Genomic DNA, 18,584 nt, shown 5'->3' on the forward strand with positions numbered 1-18,584 from the left:
TTTTATCCGTTGGTATTACAATTTTGCGTAGGGTGGGCACATCGTGCCCACGCGTGACCGTCATCACCGGAGTGCGGGCCAATACGGCATCGAAACAGGTGTGTACGTGAAGTGAGTTCACGCGTGTGCACGATGTGCCCACCCTACAAAACAATTTATCTGGCGAACGCGCGCTCGACGAAGTCCAACCGGTCCTGGCCCCAGAATGCTTCGCCATCGACCACATACCAGGGCGCGCCGAAGATACTGGCGGAAATCGCTTCGTCGGTAAAACGGTCGAACTCGCTCTGCACGCTGGCGGTTTCCGCCGATTTCAGCAAGGTCTTGCCATCGTGGCCAAGTTCCGAGGCGATGGCCGCCAGCGTGGCCTCGTCGGCAATATTGCGCTGTTCCGCCCAGACTGCCCGCATTATAGCCCCGGTCAGCGCCAGTGCTGCGTCCGTTCCATGCGCCAGCTGGGTGGCGATGATCAGTTTTGCCGCATTGTCGCTCTGCACCGGGAAGAAAGTCGGCTGCAGATTCAAAGGAATCTGCAGATATTCGCTCCAGCGCCGCAGCTCTTCCAGGCGGTAGGCTTGGCGCTGAGGCGCCCGCTTGGCCAGCGGCAATCCGCCGGAAGTGTTGAACACCTTGGACAAGTCGCAGGGCTTCAATGCGATTTTGACATTGTATTGCTTGGCCAGCGCTACCAGGCGGGCGTGGCCCAGATAGGCGAAAGGCGAATGCGGCGCGAAATAATATTCACAAAGCTTGCTCATGACAGGGCCTCGGGTAGCGTTAGAACGGTTTGACAACAACCAGGATCACAATGGCCAGCAATAGCAGAACCGGCACTTCGTTGAAGTAGCGCAACCACACATGGCTGCGCGTATTCGCGCCTTTTTCAAACTTCTTCAGCAGGCTGCCGCAGGCATGGTGGTAGCCGATCACCAGGATGACCAGGAATAATTTCGCGTGCATCCAGCCGTTGCCGGGGCCTTTGCCGATGCCGTAGCCCAGCCACATCCAGGCGCCGAACAACACCGCCGGGAACGACAGGATCGTCGTGAAGCGATACAGCTTGCGCGCCATCAGCAGCAGCCGCTGCGTGGCGGCCGGATTGGTTTCCTGCGCCAGGTTGACCAGGATGCGCGGCAGGTAAAACAAGCCGGCAAACCAGGAGGCGATGAAGACGATATGCAGCGATTTGATCCAGAGCATGGGCGATTTCCTTTTTTACCATTGATGGTCGGGCGATCCGTGAAAACAGGAAAGGCACGAAAACAAAACAAGGTTTTTTCGTGCCTTTCGTGCTTGCGCGGACTTGTCTTAACAACTACTGGCGCACTTCACCATGTCCAAACACGACGTATTTTAGCGAAGTCAGGCCATCGAGGCCGACCGGTCCGCGCGCATGCAGCTTGTCGTTGGAGATGCCGATTTCGGCGCCCAGGCCGAATTCGAAACCGTCGGCAAAGCGGGTCGAGGCATTGATCATCACCGAGGCGGAATCGACTTCGCGCAGGAAGCGCATTGCCCGCGAGTGATTCTCGGTGACGATGCTGTCGGTATGCTGCGACGAGTAGGTGTTGATATGGGCTATGGCTTCATCGACATCGGCGACGATCTTCACCGCCAGGATCGCTGCCAGGTATTCGGTGCGCCAGTCTTCTTCCGTGGCCGCGCTCAGTTGCGGATAGCCTTGCAGGATGGCCTGCGCCTCGGCGTCAGCGCGCAATTCGACTTGCTTGCCTTGGTACAGAATGGCCAGTCGCGGCAGGATCTGCGGCGCGATGCTGCGCGCCACCAGCAAGGTTTCCATGGTGTTGCAGGTGCCGTAGCGATGGCACTTGGCGTTGAAGGCGATGTCCGCCGCCTTCGCCAGGTCCGCCTGGTCGTCGATGTAGACGTGGCAGATGCCGTCCAGGTGCTTGATCATCGGCACCGTGGTTTCTTCGATCAGGCGGGCGATCAAGCCCTTGCCGCCGCGCGGCACGATGACGTCGACATACTGCGGCATGGTGATCAGGGCGCCGACGGCGGCGCGGTCGGTGGTGTCGACCACCTGCACCGCATCCGGCGGCAGGCCTGCGCCAGCCAGGCCTTCCTGCACCAGCCTGGCCAGCGCCTGGTTGCAATGATGGGCTTCCGAGCCGCCGCGCAGGATGGTGGCGTTGCCGCTCTTGATGCACAGGCCGGCGGCATCTACCGTGACGTTCGGACGCGCTTCGTAGATGATGCCGATGACGCCCAGCGGCACCCGCATCTGGCCGACCTGGATGCCGCTGGGACGGTACTTCATGTCCGACATTTCGCCGATCGGATCGGGCAAGGAGACAATCTGTTCGAGTCCGGCGATCATGGTGTCGATGGCCTGGTCCGACAGCGTCAGCCGGTCCAGCATGGCGGGCGCCAGGCCGTTGGCGCGGGCGGCCGCCAGATCGGCCTGATTGGCGGCGCGCAGCAGTTCGGCATCGCGGCGGATGGCAGCGGCAATCAGGGTCAGCGCACGGTTTTTCACGGCGGTGTCGGCACGCGCCATGGCGCGCGATGCGGCGCGGGCGCGTTGTCCGACTGCAGTCATGTATTGTTGGATGTCCATATGCCTATGTTCTTAGCTTCTTTGTCATTCTTGGATCTGGTTCAACTGCTTTGCTCAACTGCTCTGCGCAATTTTCAAGCCCAATTGCAGCAGTGCATCCCAGGCATCGCCGCTGAACGCCTTGGCGCGCAAGCCCTTGACCATCTTGTCGACCTGCGCCGCATCTTTCAACGCCGCTTCCAGCGTCGCCAGGCTCAAGCGCCGCAGTGCCGGCTCCATCAAGCGTTCGCGCGGCCCCCAGATGCGATATTCCTTCAGCAGCGCCGGGATAGGACGCCCCTGGGCGGCGGCCGATTTCAATTTCAGCAAGGTGCGGATTTCCTCGGAAACCGCCCACAGCACCAGCGGCAGGGCTTCGCCTTCACCTTTCAAACCGTCCATCATGCGCACCAGGCGGGCGGTATCGCCCACCAGCATCGCTTCATTGAGCTTGAAGACATCATAGCGCGCGACGTTGAGGACTGCATCGTGGCATTGTTCGAAGCTGAGCTTGCCGGGCGGATGCAGCAATGCCAGCTTCTGGATCTCCTGGTGCGCCGCCAGCAGGTTGCCCTCGACCCGGTCGGCGATGAAATCCAGCGACTGGCGGTCCGCGCTTTGCTGCTGCGCCGCCAGGCGGACGCCGATCCAGTTCGGCAGCTGCGCCCGCTCGACCAGCGGGATATCAATGTATACCGCGGCCTGTTGCAGGCTGGCGACCCAGGCCGCCTTTTGCGTCGCCCAGTCGAGTTTGGGCAGGCTGATGATGGTGACATTGTCCGGATTCAGCGTGGCGGTGTAGCTTTGCAAGGCTTGGCCGCCATCTTTGCCCGGCTTGCCGCCGGGGATGCGCAATTCGATCAGCTTTTTATCGCCGAACAGCGATTGCGACTGGTTGGCGGCCAGCAGCTCGCCCCATTTGAAGCTGCGGTCGACCACCAGCACGTCGCGCTCGCTGCAGCCGTGGCTGCGCGCGCTTTTACGTATCTTGTCGGAGGCCTCCAGCGCCAGCAGATGCTCGTCGCTGGTGATCACATACAGGGGAGCCAGGGTTTTCCCCAGGTGGCCGTCGAGCGCGTCAAACCGCAATTGCATGCACTTTTACCTTTGCACTGATTATTTGGCCGGCGCGGCGGTTGGAGCAGCTGCAGGCGCTACCTCCGGCGTCGCTGCCGGCGCCGCTTTTGGTGCCGCTTCAGGCTGCGTCGGCTGCGCCGTCTTGATGGCGGCCAGGCGGCGCAGGATCTGCTGCACCATGTCGGATTGCATGTCGCGGTAGAGCAGCACTTCTTCGGCGTCCTTGGACAATTCCTGCGACGAGTTGTAGCTGATGTCGCGTTTCAGCGTGATCAGCGTCGGCGCCAGCAATTCCTTGTTTTGCGCGTCGGTGACATGGAAAGTCAGGCGGTAGTACAGCATGTACTCGCTTGGACGGCCGGAACTGTTGGTAGTCAGGATGACTTTCTCGCGGGTCTCGCTGAGCACGCCCAGCGTGGCTTCGGCGCCTTCCGGTTTCGACAGCACCTTGGTATTGCCGCTGGCGACGATATTGCGCTTCAGCTCGATCCCCAGGGGAGACGTAGGAGCGAAAGTCATGTACAGCGAACTGAAGGGCAGGTTCGCCGAGCCGCGCAGGTGAAATCCGCAGGCGCTCAACATTGCCGTGATCAGCAGCACGGCAGGCCAGCGCAGCCAGTTGCGGGAAGCGGGCATTCTGAGAGGCATTCTATTCGACATTCAGGCATTCCTTGTTTCAAGATTCGGGCCGGATCCGCAGATCCGGCCCCGGCATTCGCCTAGGCGACGATGTTGACCAGTTTTCCAGGCACCACGATGATTTTCTTGGGCGCGCCTTCGAGATATTTCTGCACATTCTCGTTGGCCAGCGCCGCCGCCTCGATGCTGGCCTTGTCGGCATCCTTGGCGACGGTGATGCTGCCGCGCAGCTTGCCGTTCACCTGGATCATCAATTCGATCTCGCTCTGCTCCAGCGCCTTGGCGTCGACTTCCGGCCAGCTGGCGTCGAGCAGGTCGCCGTATACCGCGGCAAAGCCGAGCTCTTGCCACAAGGTGTGGGTGATGTGCGGCGCAACCGGATTGAGCACGCGCAGGAAAATCGACAAGCCTTCGGTCAGGACCGCATTGCTGGCCGGCGACTGGTCGAGCTTGGCCGCTTCCAGCGTGTTCAGCATTTTCATGCAGGCTGAAACCACCGTGTTGTACTGGATGCGCTTGAGGTCGTGGTCAGCCTGCTGCAGGATCTTGTGGACTTCGCGGCGCAAGGTTTTCTGGACATCGTTGAGGCTGGCGAAATCGGCGGCGACGCCAGGCGTGATGCTGGCGGCACGTGCATAGCTGAAGGCCCACACCCGGCGCAGGAAACGGTTGGCGCCTTCGACGCCGGTGCCCGACCACTCCAGGGTCTGTTCCGGCGGCGAGGCAAACATGGTGAACAGGCGCGCGGTGTCGGCGCCGTACTGGTCGATCTGGGCTTGCGGATCGATGCCGTTGTTTTTCGACTTCGACATCTTCTCGGTGCCGCCGATCTCCACCGGCTGGCCGTCCGATTTCAGGATCGCCGTCAGCGGCCGCCCCTTGTCGTCGAAGGTCAGGTCGACGTCTTCCGGATTGTGCCAGGTCTTCTTGCCGCTGGCGTCTTCGCGGAAATAGGTTTCGTTCAGCACCATGCCTTGCGTCAGCAGGTTGGTGAACGGCTCGTCGAACTTGATCAGGCCGAAATCGCGCATGACCTTGGTCCAGAAGCGCGCGTACAGCAGATGCAGCACGGCGTGCTCGATGCCGCCGATATACTGGTCCATCGGCATCCAGTAATCGTTGCGGGAATCGACCATGGTGTCGTTGCCGTCCTTACGATAGGGCGAGCAATAGCGCATGTAATACCAGGACGAATCGACGAAGGTGTCCATGGTGTCGGTTTCGCGGCGCGCCGGCTTGCCGCATTTGGGGCAGTCGACGTGCAGGAATTTTTCATGCTTGTTGAGCGGATTGCCGCTGCCGTCCGGCACGCAGTCTTCCGGCAGGATCACCGGCAGGTCTTTTTCCGGCACCGGCACGTCGCCGCATTCGCCGCAGTGGATGATCGGGATCGGCGTGCCCCAGTAACGCTGGCGCGAGATGCCCCAGTCGCGCAGGCGGTAGGTGATCTTCTTTTCACCCAGGCCGTGCGCCGCCAGGTCGGCTGCCACCGCATCGACTGCCTGCTGGTAGTTGAGGCCGTCGTACTTGCCGGAATCGACGCAGACGCCGTTTTCCTTGTCGCCATACCATTCGTGCCAGCTTTCATCGGAGTAGGTCTTGCCTGCCACCGCGATCACCGGACGGATCGGCAATACATATTTCTGGGCGAAGGCGAAGTCGCGCTCGTCGTGCGCCGGCACGCCCATCACGGCGCCGTCGCCGTAGGTGATCAGGACGTAGTTGCCGACCCAGACTTCGATCAGCTGGCCGGTCAGCGGATGCGACACGTGCAAGCCGGTCGGCATGCCTTTCTTTTCCATGGTCGCCATGTCGGCTTCGATGACGCTGCCTTTTTTGCATTCGGCGATGAATTCAGCCAGCTCCGGATTGCTCTTGGCGGCGAAGGTCGCCAGCGCATGTTCCGGCGCCACCGCGCAGAAAGTCACGCCCTTGATGGTGTCGGCGCGGGTGGTGAATACCCACAGCTTGCCGTCCTGGATCAGCTTGCCGTCTTCTTCGATCTTGTGGGGAAAGGCGAAGCGCACCCCGGTCGACTTGCCAATCCAGTTGGCCTGCATCAGGCGCACCCGTTCCGGCCAGCCTGGCAGCTTGGTTTCCACGTGTTCCAGCAACTCTTCGGCGTAATCGGTGATCTTGGCGTAGTACATCGGGATTTCGCGCTTTTCGATCAGCGCGCCGGAACGCCAGCCGCGGCCGTCGACCACCTGCTCGTTGGCCAGCACGGTCTGGTCGATTGGATCCCAGTTCACGGTGCCGGTCTTCTTGTAGATGATGCCTTGCTCCAGCATCTTCAGGAACATCCACTGGTTCCACTTATAGTATTCCGGCGTGCAGGCGGTCATTTCGCGCGACCAGTCGATCGCCAGGCCCATCGCCTGCAACTGCTTTTTCATGTGCGCGATGTTGGCATAGGTCCATTGCGCCGGCGGCACGCCGTTGGCCATGGCGGCGTTTTCCGCCGGCATGCCGAAAGCGTCCCAGCCCATCGGCATCAGCACGTTGTAGCCGTTCATCCGCAGGTAGCGGTACATGACGTCGTTGATGGTGTAGTTGCGCACATGGCCCATGTGCAGCTTGCCCGATGGGTAAGGCAGCATGGAGCAGGCGTAGAACTTCTTTTTATCCTGGCCGTTCTTGTCCTTGGCATGCTCGACAGCCTTGTAGGCGTCTATGGATTGCCAATAGTCTTGTGCTGATTTTTCGACGTCGGTTGAACTATATTTTTCTTGCATGACGGGAGCTAAAAAGTGAATGTTATCCGCCCGCACCGCAAACGGCGCCAGCAGCAGCCATGCCGTCGGCGGAAATGCAGGCCGGGACGAGCGGGGCGCTTCTGATCGTTATTGGTGCGGTTCGGAATGGGAACTTGCTGGGCTGGGGCAGTATTTCACGATCCGCGAAACATTGCCTCATCGACCCCGAACCGATGATTATACTGGTTCGGATGCCGCTTTAGCGCATGGGACGCGTGGCGTCACGCAACGCTTGACGCCGGTGGCTGGAACACGAGGCTCTAGGCGCGCTCGAATTTACCGGAAAAGCCGCCTAATGCGGCCTGTACCGCGCGTTCCGTCAGATCGATGCGCTTGCGCGCTTCCGAGCGCTTGTGGGAAGGGATTTCCTGCAGGTTAGGCGACGGAATGTCGTCGCAGCAGAGCTGGTACTCGCCGTCGGCGCGGCGCACTGCGCCAATTTCTTGCCAAAAATCATCATAATCGGCAAAAACCTGGCCGGCGCGCACCTGATGGAACATCACCCGATTCTGGTTTCCCACCAGGATCAGCTGCCGGCAGCCATAGGCGCGGCCGATTTCCCTGACCAGGCGCACCATCAAGCCCTTAGGCCGCATGCCGAACATGTCGCGGGTGGCGTGGCGCACGCGTTCCTGGGCGTCGTCGCCGCGTGGCCCTTGCAGGCAACCGATGCCGATGGCCGGGCGCAGTTCGCTGCCATGGAAGGTAAAGGCAACCGAGAACAGGCGCTTTTGGTCGCAGCACAAATCCAGCGCCAGTTCGCCTTCCCGGTCCAGCGTGGCGATCGCCGACAGCCGGATCTCGTAGACGACCCCGGACTTGCCGCTGAAGCTGCCCAGCAGCAGCGGCGATTTTGCCGCTTGCAGCACCAGGGCGGCAAGGTCTTGCCGGAAAATAAAGTTGTAATGGCTTACCAGAAGATCCATCCTTTCTTCGCTGCGCAGGCGCAACGATTGATATGGCCGGTAGATTTTCTGCAGCAGCCGCGGCGTCGCCTGCGCCAGGCTGGCGTGCATCGGCGATGCGTTCCAGTAGGCTAGCCAGCGCCGGGTTTGGCGGTAGTGCAGCAGCGTGCGGGCGCTCAGCTTGATCTGTTTGGCGTAGTAGGACAAGCCGCGCGGCGAGTGCTGCAGGCAGCTAAGCAAGGTAACGCGTTGCCGGCCATGGCGATGGCCAGGCTTGTGCGGCGTCGCCGGGATTGAGAAAAAGTGCGACAGCTCCGACAGCAATGCCAGGCTTCGCAGGCGGCTGTTGATGAATCTGACGGCGCCGTCGCTGGCCATCTTGCCGTACTTCGAATTCATGGCCAGCATCATGGCCAGCGAGACCAGGCCGGCGCCGAAGATATCCAGCGGATAGTGCATGCCGAGAAAGACCTTGGCCCAGCTGACGGCGAGCGACAGCACTACCAGCAGCACGCCGACCCATTTGATCTTGATGGCCCGTGCGGTCCAGAGCGTCAGGCCGGTGGCCAGGATGATGGCAATCGTGACGCTTGGGCTCAGGTAATGCTCGCCCTGGGGCTGGTAGGTATAACCGCCGTCTTCTACCGTCGGTTGCGTAGCGGCCCACAGCAGCGCAACGGCTTTGCTGGCCAGTACGGCCGCCGCCATGGTCACTACCGCCTTGAGGGAAGTGATGCGGGTTTCTTTGCCGCCGCTGATCCACAGGGCCAGCAGGCTGGTCGGCACCAGATACACGCCCCACTCGGCAATCGTCAGCGCCAGCAGCAAGGGCAGGCCGATGAATCCGGAATGGCCGGTCGTCCCTAGCAAGTGATTGTAAGAGGACAGTGTCATATGCTTGGGCGATCAGAAAGGTGGCGAGGCAATGCGGAAATAATTGTCAGATTGAAATTATTCGTTACTATCATTTGTTATTGTAGTTTGTTGATATATAAAGATACAAATGAAAATATGATGTTACATGTAAAAGTGCTATCCGGCGCTATTCAAAGCAAATTATTGGGTTTCCAGCGGGAAATTATTGCTAGGGATGACAGGCACGAGGACAAAGCGCGCGGCTGCAATCAGCTGGCGGCAGATACAAACAGATACAGAGGGGACTCTGGCCGGGCGGCCAGATCTCAGTGTGTAAAGCGGAGTGAGGGATTACTTGGCGGCGTCGTTCTTGGAGGGCACCGTGACAAAGCCGATCTTGGCCAGGCCGTTGTTTTGCGCCAGCGACATCACCTGCGCCAGGATTTCGTAGCGGGTATCCTTGTCGGCGCGCAATTGCAGTTCCGGCTGCGGCTGCTGCTGCGCCGAGGCCACGATGCGGTTGGCCAGTTCGTTTTCGCTCACCTGGTCGTTATTCCAGAACATCTTGCCGCTGCGGTCTATGGAGAGCGAGATGGTCTCGGGCTTTTCCGGCGCTGGCGCCGACTGCGCGCTGGGCAGGTCAACCTTGATGGCGTGGGTGAACAGCGGCGCGGTGATGATGAAGATCACCAGCAGCACCAGCATGACGTCGACCATAGGCGTGATATTGATATCCGCCATCGGCGCCTGGTTCTGGTTATCGTTGAAGCCGCCAAAAGCCATGATTTGCCTCGAATCGGTTAAATGGATTGTCGGATTGCCGTTATCCGGCCGCGTTGAATTATTTGCCGACCCGGCTGCCGGTAGTCAGGTAAGCATGCAGGTCATGCGCAAATGCATCCAGTTCCGACAGTGTAATCCGGTTGACGCGGGTAAAGGCGTTATACGCCAGCACCGCCGGAATCGCCACCACCAGGCCGAGGGCGGTCATGATCAGCGCTTCGCCCACTGGACCGGCGACTTTGTCGATCTGGATGGTGCCGCTGGACGAAACCGCTTCCAGCGCATGGTAAATGCCCCAGACCGTGCCGAACAGGCCGACGAACGGCGCCGTCGAGCCTACCGACGCCAGCAGGGTCAGGCCGCTTTCCAGGCGCGACGAAACGCGATTGATTTCACGGCGCAAGGTGCGGGTGATCAGTTCGCCCGGATCGGAAGCGGCATTCAGGGAAGCCGCCGGAGTGCCCGGGGCGGGCGGTTTGATGGCGGCGGCGTCGGCTGCCTGGCTGGCCAGCGGCGAAAAGACGTTTTCGGAATCGAAAGGCTTGATGCCGGCAATCGCCACTTCCAGCGTCGGCGCCTGCCAGAAATCGTCGAGCGCGGCGGCGCTGCGGCGGATGCGCCACGAACTCCAGGCTTTCGACAGGATATAAAACCAGCTGACCACAGACATGATTACCAGCACATAGGCAACCGAGTGGGAGATGGCGTCAGTTTGCGCCCAGTAGCGGGCTAGTCCGAGAGATTGATCCATGGCGTCGATCCGAGAAGATTAGCGCCGTGACGGCGGCAGCATCACAGCAGTGCAGCAGCCGGCCTGGCAGCTGCCAGACCGGCACGGAAAATCAGCGCAAGCCCAGCACGTCTTGCATGTCGTACAGGCCGCTGCTTTTGTCGCTCAGGAAGCGGGCGGCGCGCAGGCTGCCGTGCACATAGGTCACGCGGCTGGAAGACTTGTGCGTGATCTCGATGCGCTCGCCGATGCCGGCAAACAGCACCGTATGGTCGCCGACGATATCGCCGCCGCGGATCGCGGCAAAGCCTATCGAGGACGGATCGCGTTCGCCGGTGACGCCTTCGCGGGCATAGACCGCGACATCGTCCAGCTTGCGCCCTTGCGCCGCGGCGATCACTTCACCCATCATCAGCGCCGTGCCGGAAGGCGCATCGACCTTGTGCCGATGGTGCGCTTCGATGATTTCGATATCGTAGCCATGGGAAAAGGTCTTGGCGGCCAGTTCCAGCAGCTTCATGGTGACATTGACGCCGACGCTCATGTTGGGAGCGAACACGATGGCGGTCTTTTTTGCCGCTGCCGCGATCGCCGCCTTGCCGGCTTCATCGAAGCCGGTGGTGCCGATAATCATCTTGATGCCGTGGGCGGCGCAGTATTCGAGATGCTTCAGCGTGCCTTCGGGGCGGGTGAAATCGATCAGGTAGGCAGCGTGCGCCAGGCCCTTGGCCAAGTCGGCTTCGATCGGGACGCCGGCAGGCTTGCCGAGGAAGGCGGCGGCATCGCTGCCCAGTTCCGGCGCATCCGGCACGCCAAGCGCGCCCACCAGCATGGCGTCGTCGGCGTTCTGGATTGCTTCGACCAGCATGCGTCCCATACGTCCGGAGGCGCCTGCAACGGCTATTTTCATCTGAGTCATGTTAATTCGGCGATCTGAACAGTGGATCTTGATTGCTTGAACTTGGCCGGCTGAGGGGAGAGCTGTGGGCTGCAGGGCAACGCCGGCCTTCCCCTCGATGCGCGCTTAGTTTTTGGCAGGGGCAGGCGCGCTAGGCACGGTTGGTGCGATTTCGACATTCTTGACGCTCTTCTTGGCTTCCGCCGCGCCGCCGGAGATCCGGTCCAGGTAGTCGTTCTCGGTAGGCAGGTTGCCGCCTTCTATGCGCGCCAGCAGGTTGCCGTTGAAGAAAGCGCTGACCCGGCTGGTGGTGACTTCGCCATTGCCCTTTTGCAGGCGGAACACATAGTCCCAGCGGTCATCGTGGAAGATGTCGGTCACCAAAGGCGTGCCGAGCGCAAAACGCACTTGTTCGCGTGTCATGCCTTCTTTAACTTGGGCCAGCATTTCCTTGGAAACGAAGTTCCCCTGTTGTATATCTATACGATACGGGGAAAAAACGCCGAGGAAGCGGCGATGCTTGATGGTTTGCACGCCGCTGGTGTCGGCGGCGGCAGTCGCTGTGGCAGCGTCGCCCGGCGCAGTTGCGGCAGGGCTGTCCAGCAAGGGATTTTTCGAGGCGCAGCCGGCCAGTGCGGCCATCAGGACAAAGCTAGCGGTCAAAGCGGAGGTACGGACAGGGGAGAGCAACATTCGCATAAGGATCTCAATTGATTGAGCAACTGTGCTAAAACGCTATATGATAAAGCAGATCATCCATTTGTGACCAAAACATGCCGAACAATCCATCCGAACTAAAAGCCAGCGGCCTCAAAGCCACATTGCCACGCCTGAAAATCCTGGAAATCTTCCAGAACAGCGAAGTGCGGCACCTGAGCGCTGAAGACGTCTACAAGATCTTGCTCAGCGAAAATCTTGATGTCGGCCTGGCAACTGTGTACCGCGTACTGACGCAATTTGAGCAAGCAGGCCTGTTGCAACGCAACCACTTTGAAACCGGCAAGGCCGTGTTCGAACTCAACGAAGGCTCGCACCACGACCATCTGGTCTGCCTGGATTGCGGCCTGGTCGAAGAGTTTTACGACGAAGAAATTGAAAAGCGCCAGAAAATCGTCGCCAAGGAACATGGCTTTGAAATCGCCGACCATGCGCTGGCCCTGTACGGCCATTGCCGCGACTGCCGCAAGAAAAAGGCCTGATCCCTTGTTTGCTGCCGCTCAGCGCGTACGTGTCTTGGCTGCCTTAGGCGCCGGCTTGGCGTTAGCCTTGCGCACTGCCGCCGCATAAGCCAGCCGCGCCCACGGCGTCATGGCGTCGGCCGAATCCATGGCGTCTTCCGGCGCCGACCAGTAGCTCATCTCAATCGCCTTCCCCTTGCTCTCGGTAACGAAAGGCCGGCAACCGGCGGCGGCAAACTGCGGCCGGGTCTGTTCATCGGTCTTGAGAAACAAGGTGCCGTCGGCGACCAGGCCGATCATCACGCTGTCGTGATAGATGCCGTAACCGCCGAACATGCGGCGCGCGCTGATCGCGCCAAACGGCTCCAGCAGCTCGCGGATATAGTCGATGATGGCGTCGTTGCGCGACATGCGGCGGCGCTTGGGGTCAGCTGTGGCTCAGGGCGTTCGACAGCAGCTTGGCGGTGATATTCACGATCGGGATCACCCGTTCATAAGCCATCCGCGTCGGCCCGATCACGCCCAGCGTGCCGACGATCTTGCCGTTGACTTCATACGGCGCCGTCACCACGCTCATCTCATCCATCGGCACCAGCTGCGATTCGCCGCCGATGAAGATCTGCACGCCGGTGGCCTTGCCGGAAATATCGAGCAACTGCATCAGGCCGGTTTTTTGCTCGAACATGTCGAACAGCTTGCGCAAGGAATCCATGTTGGACGACAGGTCGGTCACGCTGAGCAGATTGCGTTCGCCGGAAATCACCACTTCGTCGCTGTTGTCGGTCATGGCATCGCTGCCGGCTTCCACCGCGGCCTGCATCAGCCAGGTCATGTCGTCGCGCAGCTTGCGCAATTCGCCTTGCAGGCGCAGGCGGACGTCGTCCAGGCTGAGGCCGCCGTAATGCTGGTTGATATAGTTGGCTGCCTGCACCAGTTTCGCCGGACTGTAGTCGACATCGGTCAGCAGCAAGCGGTTCTGGACGTCGCCGCTGGGGCTGACGATCACCAGCAGGATGCGTTTTTCCGACAGCCGCAGGAATTCGATCTGCTGGAAAATCGATTCGCGTCGCGGACTCAGCACGACGCCGGCAAAATGCGATAAGGATGACAACACTTGCGCTGCATTGGTGATGATTTTCTGCTGCGAGCTGGGCTGCAGGCTGTTTTGCATTTTCGATTCGAGCGCGGTCTCGTCGATGGCCTCGACCGTCAGCAGGGTATCGACGAACATGCGGTAGCCGCGCGGCGTCGGCACCCGTCCGGCAGAAGTATGGGGACTGGCGACGAAGCCCATTTCCTCGAGGTCGGCCATGATGTTGCGGATGGTCGCCGGCGACAGCTCCAGTCCCGAGATCTTGGACAGGGCGCGCGAGCCGACCGGCTGGCCGTCGGCAATATACCGTTCGACCAGGGCCTTGAGCAGGGTTTGAGCGCGATTATCTAGTTGCATATGGGTCTATTTTAGCGAGCGCTGTGCTTGCATGCCAGCGCCTTATGACTGCACTTATACACTGTTTTAGCCAGCAAATCGCGTTTGTTCGAGCCATGCCTCCAGTTCATCCAGGCTGGTGCAGCTGGCTTGCGGCTGGACGCCGTCCGGCAGCGCGCGCTCAAAGCGATTGATCCACACCGCCTGCAAGCCGGCCTGCTGGGCGCCGACCACGTCCAGCATGGGGTCGTCGCCGACGTACAGGGCTTCCTGCGGCGCTACCTTGAGGGCGGCGCAGGAAGCGTGGAAAATCGCCGGATCGGGCTTGCCGCTGCCGAAGCTGTGGGCCGCGATCGAGGCCTGGAAATGGCCGGCCAGGCCGATTTTCCCAAGATCGGCAAAGCCGTTCGAGACGGTACCCAGCGGCAGGCGGCGCTGCAGCCGGCTCAATACCGGCTGGACGTCGGCAAACGGCGTCACCGCATGGCGCGCTTCGGAAAACACGGCCATGGCGGCATCCGCCTTGGCCGGATCTTCGCCGACGCTGCGCAAGGCCGCGCTCAGCGCCGCATGGCGCAGCTTCCACAGGTCGAAGCGGAACACCGGATCGGTGGCTGCCAGCTGCAGCCGCTGCTGGCGCAGGCTGTCGATGCTGAACTGGCGGGTAACCGCCTCGGCATTGGCCTGCAGCCACGCGAACAGGATTTGTTCGGCGCGCGCGATCACCGGCGCGATCGGCCATAGCGTATCGTCAAGATCGAACAGAACCGCTTTGACGATCTGCGGCTTGCCCGGCTGCGAATGGGGGGAGGGTGTTGAATTATTCATCAGAGCCACGTGCGTCTCCTTCATTGCAAGCCTAAATTATGGTCTAATCGCCAGCATGTGGCCTATAAAATTACCTTCTCCAGCGAATTTGGCTGAACCTGTGCCGAAGACCATTGCGATCGTCGGCAAGTATTTTGCCGCCGGCATTTCCGAATCGCTGACCGAAATCGTCGATTTCCTGCAAGGGCGCGGCCATCACGTGGTGCTGGAGGCGGAGACGGCGCAGAATGTCGCCTTGCCCGGTATCGCCGCCATGACTCCCGAGCAGATCGGCGAGCAGGCCGACGCTGCCATCATTGTCGGCGGCGACGGCACCATGCTGGGGATTGCGCGCCAGCTGGCGCCCTATGATGTGCCGCTGATCGGCATCAACCAGGGCCGGCTGGGTTTCATTACCGATATTTCGCTGGAGCGGATGCTGCCGGTGCTGGGCGAGATGCTCGACGGCCAGGTCGAGTCTGAGCGACGCAGCCTGTTGCAGAGCGCGGTGATGCGCGACGGCCAGCAGATTTTCAGCGCGCTGGCCTTCAACGACGTGGTGGTGACGCGCGGCGCCGGTTCCGGCATGGCCGAACTGATGGTCGAAGTCGACGGCCGCTTCATGTACAACCAGCGCTCCGACGGCCTGATCGTGGCGACGCCGACCGGCTCTACCGCCTATGCCTTGTCCGCCGGCGGGCCGTTGCTGCATCCTTCGCTGGGCGGCATCGTGCTGGTGCCGATTGCGCCGCATGCGCTGTCGAACCGGCCGATCGTGATCCCGGACAGCAGTGAAATTGTGATCGAGATCGTCAACGGCCGCGACATGAGCGCCAATTTCGACATGCAGTCGCTGGCCAGCCTGCAGCACGGCGACCGCATCCTGATCCGGCGCTCCGAGCACACCATTACCTTTTTGCATCCGGCGGGCTGGAGCTACTACGCTACCCTGCGCCAGAAACTTCACTGGAACGAGTACCCGTCGGCGGAAGGACAACTGAAGTAATCGCTATCATGTAAGCTGTTAAGCCACGCCGTTGCTGTATTTTGTATTTCCTTGCGACTTTGCCACTGCCATGGCGGTCCGCGCTATATTGACATCCATTTTTGAGCCCATCCCAGACTTCCATGCTGCGCACACTTTCCATCCGCGATTTTGTCATTGTCGATGCCATCGAGCTTGAGTTCGCCGCTGGCTTTACTGTATTCACCGGCGAAACCGGCGCCGGCAAGTCGATCCTGATCGATGCCCTGGCGCTGGCGCTGGGCGGCCGCGGCGACGCCAGCGTGGTGCGCGAGGGCGCCGCCAAGGCCGACGTCACGGCGGAATTCGTGTTGGCCGACGGCGCCGCCGGCGTCGATACCGAGGCTATCGCCTGGCTTGAGCGCAATGAATTCGGCAGCGAAGACGGGCTGATCCTGATGCGCCGCGTGATCGATAACGCCGGCCGCTCGAAAGCCTTCATCAATGGCGTTGCCGCCACTGCCGGCCAGCTGCGCGAGCTGGGCGAAATGCTGGTCGATATCCACGGCCAGCACGCGCACCAGTCACTGCTGAAAAACGATGCGCAACGGCTGCTGCTGGATGGCCAGGCCGGCTTGTCCGACGATCTGCTGGCGTTGGCCGCCGCTTTCAAAAGCTGGCGCTCGCTGGCGCGCCAGCGCGAAGAATTTGAAACCAATGCCAAGAACGTCCTGCTGGAACGCGAGCGGCTCGAATGGCAGGTGGGAGAGCTGGAAAAGCTGGCGGTCAAGCCGGGCGAGTGGGATGAAATCACCAATGAGCACAGCCGCCTGTCGCATGCCGCCAGCCTGATCGAAGGGGCGCAGGAAGCGCTCAACGTGATTTCCGAGAACGATGCTGACGACACGCCGCCGATGCTGTCGCAGCTGTCGGCGCTGAACCAGAAAATCGGCAAGCTGGTGGATGTCGACAGCAGCCTCAAGCCGGTGCTGGAAGCGCTGGAGCCGGCCCGCATCCAGCTGCAGGAAGCGGTGTATGCCTTGAATGATTACCTGAGCCGGGTCGAGCTCGATCCGGCGCGCCTGCACCAGGTGGAAGACCGCATGGAAGCGATCCATTCGGCCGGGCGCAAGTTCCGCCTGGCGCCGGACGAACTGCCGCAGGAACTGGAGACGCTGTCCGGCCAGTTGCGCCAGCTGGCCGACGCCAGCGACCTCGACGCCATGCGCGCGCAGGAAGAAAAGCTGAAAGCGGCCTATCTGACGCTGGCGCAAAAGATGTCGAAGGCGCGCGCCAAGGCGGCGCTGGCCTTGGGCACGGCGGTGACGGCGGCGATGCAGGACTTGAGCATGAGCGGCGGCCGCTTTGCGGTGGCGCTGAACCCCTGCGAGCCGGCCAGCTACGGCGTCGAGCAAGTGGAATTCCTGGTGGCCGGCCATGCCGGCGTAGCGCCGCGGGCGCTGGCCAAGGTGGCGTCCGGCGGCGAGCTGGCGCGTATCGCGCTGGCGATTTCAGTGATTACCTCCAGCTCGACCGCCACCCCGACCCTGATTTTCGACGAAGTCGACAGCGGCATCGGCGGCGGCGTCGCCGAGGTGGTGGGGCGCTTGCTGAAACGCCTGGGCCAGGACCGCCAAGTCTTGTGCGTTACCCATTTGCCGCAGGTCGCCAGCCAGGCCAACCAGCACTTCCAGGTCAGCAAGCAAAGCCAGGGCAATAAAACGGTGTCGGCGATCGATGGTCTCGACGCCAAGAACCGGATTGAAGAAATCGCCCGCATGCTGGGCGGCCTGGAAATCACCGCGACCACCCGCAAGCACGCGCGCGAGCTGCTGGCGCTCTGATCCCGCTCTTATTTTCCTGGATATCTCCGCATGGCATTTCTGAAAGAACCACCGTTCATACATGGCAACGGCGGCAAACCCGGCAAGACCGCGGTGCTGCTGGTCAATCTGGGTACGCCGGATGCGCCTACCACCAAGGCGGTGCGGCGCTACCTGAAGCAATTCCTGTCGGATCCGCGCGTGGTGGAAATCCCGCGGGCGATCTGGTGGCTGATCCTGCACTGCGTGATCCTGCCGTTCCGTTCCAGCAAGTCGGCGCATAAATATGCCTCGATCTGGAGCAACGACGGTTCGCCGCTGAAAGTCCATACCAGCAAGCAGGCTACGCTGTTGCGCGGTTATCTGGGCCAGCGCGGACATCGGGTCCAGGTGGCCTACGCCATGCGCTATGGCAGTCCTGCCATAGGCGAGGTGCTGGAGCAGCTGAAAGCCGATGGCTGCGAGCGCGTCCTGGTGCTGCCGGCCTATCCGCAGTATTCGGCGACCACCACCGCATCGATCTACGACGCCGTGTTCGCCCACTATGCGCAAGTGCGCAATGTGCCGGAACTGCGTTTCATCAAGCACTATCACGATCACGAAGCCTACATTCAGGCCCTGAAAGATTCGGTCCTGGCGTATTGGGCCATGCATGGCGCGCCTGACAAGCTGATCATGAGTTTTCATGGCGTGCCGAAACGTACCTTGCTGCTGGGCGATCCCTACCACTGCGAATGCCAGAAGACAGCGCGTCTGCTGGCCCAGCAGCTGGGGCTGGGACCGGAGCAGTACCAGCTCACCTTCCAGTCGCGCTTCGGCAAGGCGGAATGGCTGCAGCCTTACACCGCGCCGACCCTGCAGGCGCTCGCCAGGCAAGGGGTCAGGCGGGTCGACGTCATGTGTCCGGGCTTCACCAGCGATTGTCTTGAGACTTTGGAAGAGATTGCAATCGAGGCCAAGCAGGATTTCCTGCATGCGGGCGGCAAGGAGTTCCATTTCATTCCCTGCCTGAACCAGGCGCCCGGCTGGATTGCCGCCATGGCGACGGTGGTCGAAGAGCAGATGATAGGCTGGCCTACCCATCTGAGCGAGGATGAGCGGGAAGAGGTGAAACGGCAGGCGGAAGTATCAAAAAAACAAGCGCTGGCCCTGGGAGCGAGCCAGTAATTCAGCGGGTTTG

At 61.2% G+C, this 18,584-nt stretch carries 18 protein-coding genes; 4 read left to right on the forward strand and 14 right to left on the reverse strand.

Going from position 1 to position 18,584, the window contains the following annotated elements; genetic code table 11:
• Positions 1 to 155 precede the first annotated feature (155 nt).
• The 11 genes from AC07V8_RS14380 to AC07V8_RS14430 form a co-directional block, all read right to left on the reverse strand.
• Entirely contained in the window at positions 156 to 758 is a 603-nt protein-coding gene (locus AC07V8_RS14380; RefSeq protein WP_494678805.1) for a 2-hydroxychromene-2-carboxylate isomerase, read from the reverse strand.
• A gap of 19 nt (positions 759 to 777) precedes the next feature.
• Entirely contained in the window at positions 778 to 1,200 is a 423-nt protein-coding gene (locus AC07V8_RS14385) for a CopD family protein (protein ID WP_494678806.1), read from the reverse strand.
• 115 nt (positions 1,201 to 1,315) lie between these two features.
• Positions 1,316 to 2,581: a glutamate-5-semialdehyde dehydrogenase gene (locus tag AC07V8_RS14390; RefSeq protein ID WP_494678807.1), complete on the reverse strand. Its 1,266-nt coding sequence runs from the start codon at positions 2,579 to 2,581 to the stop codon at positions 1,316 to 1,318.
• 54 nt (positions 2,582 to 2,635) lie between these two features.
• On the reverse strand, positions 2,636 to 3,655 hold the full coding sequence (holA, locus tag AC07V8_RS14395; RefSeq protein WP_494678808.1) for a DNA polymerase III subunit delta: 1,020 nt from the start codon (positions 3,653 to 3,655) through the stop codon (positions 2,636 to 2,638).
• Between the two features lie 21 nt (positions 3,656 to 3,676).
• Positions 3,677 to 4,297 carry an LPS-assembly lipoprotein LptE gene (locus AC07V8_RS14400; protein ID WP_494678809.1) on the reverse strand — a complete coding sequence of 207 codons (621 nt, stop codon included), beginning with the start codon at positions 4,295 to 4,297 and terminating at the stop codon, positions 3,677 to 3,679.
• Between the two features lie 59 nt (positions 4,298 to 4,356).
• A complete protein-coding gene (gene leuS, locus AC07V8_RS14405; protein ID WP_494678810.1) occupies positions 4,357 to 7,011 on the reverse strand; it encodes a leucine--tRNA ligase in 2,655 nt (884 codons plus the stop codon).
• A 281-nt stretch (positions 7,012 to 7,292) separates the two neighbouring features.
• Positions 7,293 to 8,831, reverse strand: coding sequence for a DUF535 family protein (locus tag AC07V8_RS14410; RefSeq protein WP_494678811.1), 1,539 nt, complete (start codon positions 8,829 to 8,831; stop codon positions 7,293 to 7,295).
• Between the two features lie 312 nt (positions 8,832 to 9,143).
• Positions 9,144 to 9,575 (reverse strand): ExbD/TolR family protein, encoded by a 432-nt coding sequence (locus AC07V8_RS14415; RefSeq protein ID WP_494678812.1) that lies wholly within the window; start codon positions 9,573 to 9,575, stop codon positions 9,144 to 9,146.
• Between the two features lie 58 nt (positions 9,576 to 9,633).
• The gene (locus AC07V8_RS14420) at positions 9,634 to 10,326 is read right to left on the reverse strand and encodes a MotA/TolQ/ExbB proton channel family protein (protein WP_098494148.1); all 693 of its coding nucleotides are present in this window, start codon (positions 10,324 to 10,326) and stop codon (positions 9,634 to 9,636) included.
• Between the two features lie 91 nt (positions 10,327 to 10,417).
• Positions 10,418 to 11,224: a 4-hydroxy-tetrahydrodipicolinate reductase gene (gene dapB / locus AC07V8_RS14425; protein ID WP_494678813.1), complete on the reverse strand. Its 807-nt coding sequence runs from the start codon at positions 11,222 to 11,224 to the stop codon at positions 10,418 to 10,420.
• Positions 11,225 to 11,329: 105 nt separating this feature from the next.
• Complete coding sequence (locus tag AC07V8_RS14430) at positions 11,330 to 11,902, reverse strand: outer membrane protein assembly factor BamE (protein WP_494678814.1); 573 nt, start codon at positions 11,900 to 11,902, stop codon at positions 11,330 to 11,332.
• Positions 11,903 to 11,976: 74 nt separating this feature from the next.
• Between AC07V8_RS14430 and fur the strand changes: the two genes are divergently transcribed.
• A complete protein-coding gene (gene fur / locus AC07V8_RS14435; protein WP_038493139.1) occupies positions 11,977 to 12,402 on the forward strand; it encodes a ferric iron uptake transcriptional regulator in 426 nt (141 codons plus the stop codon).
• Between the two features lie 18 nt (positions 12,403 to 12,420).
• Here fur and AC07V8_RS14440 read toward each other — a convergent pair whose 3' ends face one another.
• The 3 genes from AC07V8_RS14440 to AC07V8_RS14450 form a co-directional block, all read right to left on the reverse strand.
• Positions 12,421 to 12,792: a TfoX/Sxy family protein gene (locus AC07V8_RS14440; protein ID WP_494678815.1), complete on the reverse strand. Its 372-nt coding sequence runs from the start codon at positions 12,790 to 12,792 to the stop codon at positions 12,421 to 12,423.
• 16 nt (positions 12,793 to 12,808) lie between these two features.
• Positions 12,809 to 13,831 (reverse strand): heat-inducible transcriptional repressor HrcA, encoded by a 1,023-nt coding sequence (hrcA, locus tag AC07V8_RS14445; protein WP_098494144.1) that lies wholly within the window; start codon positions 13,829 to 13,831, stop codon positions 12,809 to 12,811.
• Between the two features lie 66 nt (positions 13,832 to 13,897).
• The gene (locus tag AC07V8_RS14450; RefSeq protein WP_494678816.1) at positions 13,898 to 14,638 is read right to left on the reverse strand and encodes an HAD family hydrolase; all 741 of its coding nucleotides are present in this window, start codon (positions 14,636 to 14,638) and stop codon (positions 13,898 to 13,900) included.
• Between the two features lie 55 nt (positions 14,639 to 14,693).
• Between AC07V8_RS14450 and AC07V8_RS14455 the strand changes: the two genes are divergently transcribed.
• From AC07V8_RS14455 to hemH, 3 genes are all read left to right on the forward strand, one after another.
• Positions 14,694 to 15,623: an NAD kinase gene (locus AC07V8_RS14455; RefSeq protein ID WP_494678817.1), complete on the forward strand. Its 930-nt coding sequence runs from the start codon at positions 14,694 to 14,696 to the stop codon at positions 15,621 to 15,623.
• Between the two features lie 122 nt (positions 15,624 to 15,745).
• Positions 15,746 to 17,425: a DNA repair protein RecN gene (gene recN / locus AC07V8_RS14460; RefSeq protein ID WP_494678818.1), complete on the forward strand. Its 1,680-nt coding sequence runs from the start codon at positions 15,746 to 15,748 to the stop codon at positions 17,423 to 17,425.
• 30 nt (positions 17,426 to 17,455) lie between these two features.
• Positions 17,456 to 18,571, forward strand: coding sequence for a ferrochelatase (gene hemH / locus AC07V8_RS14465; RefSeq protein WP_494678819.1), 1,116 nt, complete (start codon positions 17,456 to 17,458; stop codon positions 18,569 to 18,571).
• Positions 18,572 to 18,584: the final 13 nt, after the last annotated feature.

The sequence above is a fragment of the Collimonas sp. GW821-FHT02H07 genome (assembly GCF_059421505.1).

Bases quoted from the DNA above. Each gene is read 5' to 3' on its own strand.
- recN (WP_494678818.1), top strand. From the start codon at position 15,746: ATGCTGCGCACACTTTCCATCCGCGATTTTGTCATTGTCGATGCCATC.
- holA (WP_494678808.1), bottom strand. From the start codon at position 3,655: ATGCAATTGCGGTTTGACGCGCTCGACGGCCACCTGGGGAAAACCCTG.
- AC07V8_RS14440 (WP_494678815.1), bottom strand. From the start codon at position 12,792: ATGTCGCGCAACGACGCCATCATCGACTATATCCGCGAGCTGCTGGAG.
- hemH (WP_494678819.1), top strand. From the start codon at position 17,456: ATGGCATTTCTGAAAGAACCACCGTTCATACATGGCAACGGCGGCAAA.
- AC07V8_RS14450 (WP_494678816.1), bottom strand. From the start codon at position 14,638: ATGAATAATTCAACACCCTCCCCCCATTCGCAGCCGGGCAAGCCGCAG.
- dapB (WP_494678813.1), bottom strand. From the start codon at position 11,224: ATGACTCAGATGAAAATAGCCGTTGCAGGCGCCTCCGGACGTATGGGA.
- AC07V8_RS14415 (WP_494678812.1), bottom strand. From the start codon at position 9,575: ATGGCTTTTGGCGGCTTCAACGATAACCAGAACCAGGCGCCGATGGCG.
- AC07V8_RS14385 (WP_494678806.1), bottom strand. From the start codon at position 1,200: ATGCTCTGGATCAAATCGCTGCATATCGTCTTCATCGCCTCCTGGTTT.
- hrcA (WP_098494144.1), bottom strand. From the start codon at position 13,831: ATGCAACTAGATAATCGCGCTCAAACCCTGCTCAAGGCCCTGGTCGAA.
- AC07V8_RS14420 (WP_098494148.1), bottom strand. From the start codon at position 10,326: ATGGATCAATCTCTCGGACTAGCCCGCTACTGGGCGCAAACTGACGCC.
- AC07V8_RS14455 (WP_494678817.1), top strand. From the start codon at position 14,694: ATGTGGCCTATAAAATTACCTTCTCCAGCGAATTTGGCTGAACCTGTG.
- AC07V8_RS14380 (WP_494678805.1), bottom strand. From the start codon at position 758: ATGAGCAAGCTTTGTGAATATTATTTCGCGCCGCATTCGCCTTTCGCC.
- leuS (WP_494678810.1), bottom strand. From the start codon at position 7,011: ATGCAAGAAAAATATAGTTCAACCGACGTCGAAAAATCAGCACAAGAC.
- AC07V8_RS14400 (WP_494678809.1), bottom strand. From the start codon at position 4,297: ATGTCGAATAGAATGCCTCTCAGAATGCCCGCTTCCCGCAACTGGCTG.
- AC07V8_RS14430 (WP_494678814.1), bottom strand. From the start codon at position 11,902: ATGCGAATGTTGCTCTCCCCTGTCCGTACCTCCGCTTTGACCGCTAGC.
- AC07V8_RS14410 (WP_494678811.1), bottom strand. From the start codon at position 8,831: ATGACACTGTCCTCTTACAATCACTTGCTAGGGACGACCGGCCATTCC.
- AC07V8_RS14390 (WP_494678807.1), bottom strand. From the start codon at position 2,581: ATGGACATCCAACAATACATGACTGCAGTCGGACAACGCGCCCGCGCC.
- fur (WP_038493139.1), top strand. From the start codon at position 11,977: ATGCCGAACAATCCATCCGAACTAAAAGCCAGCGGCCTCAAAGCCACA.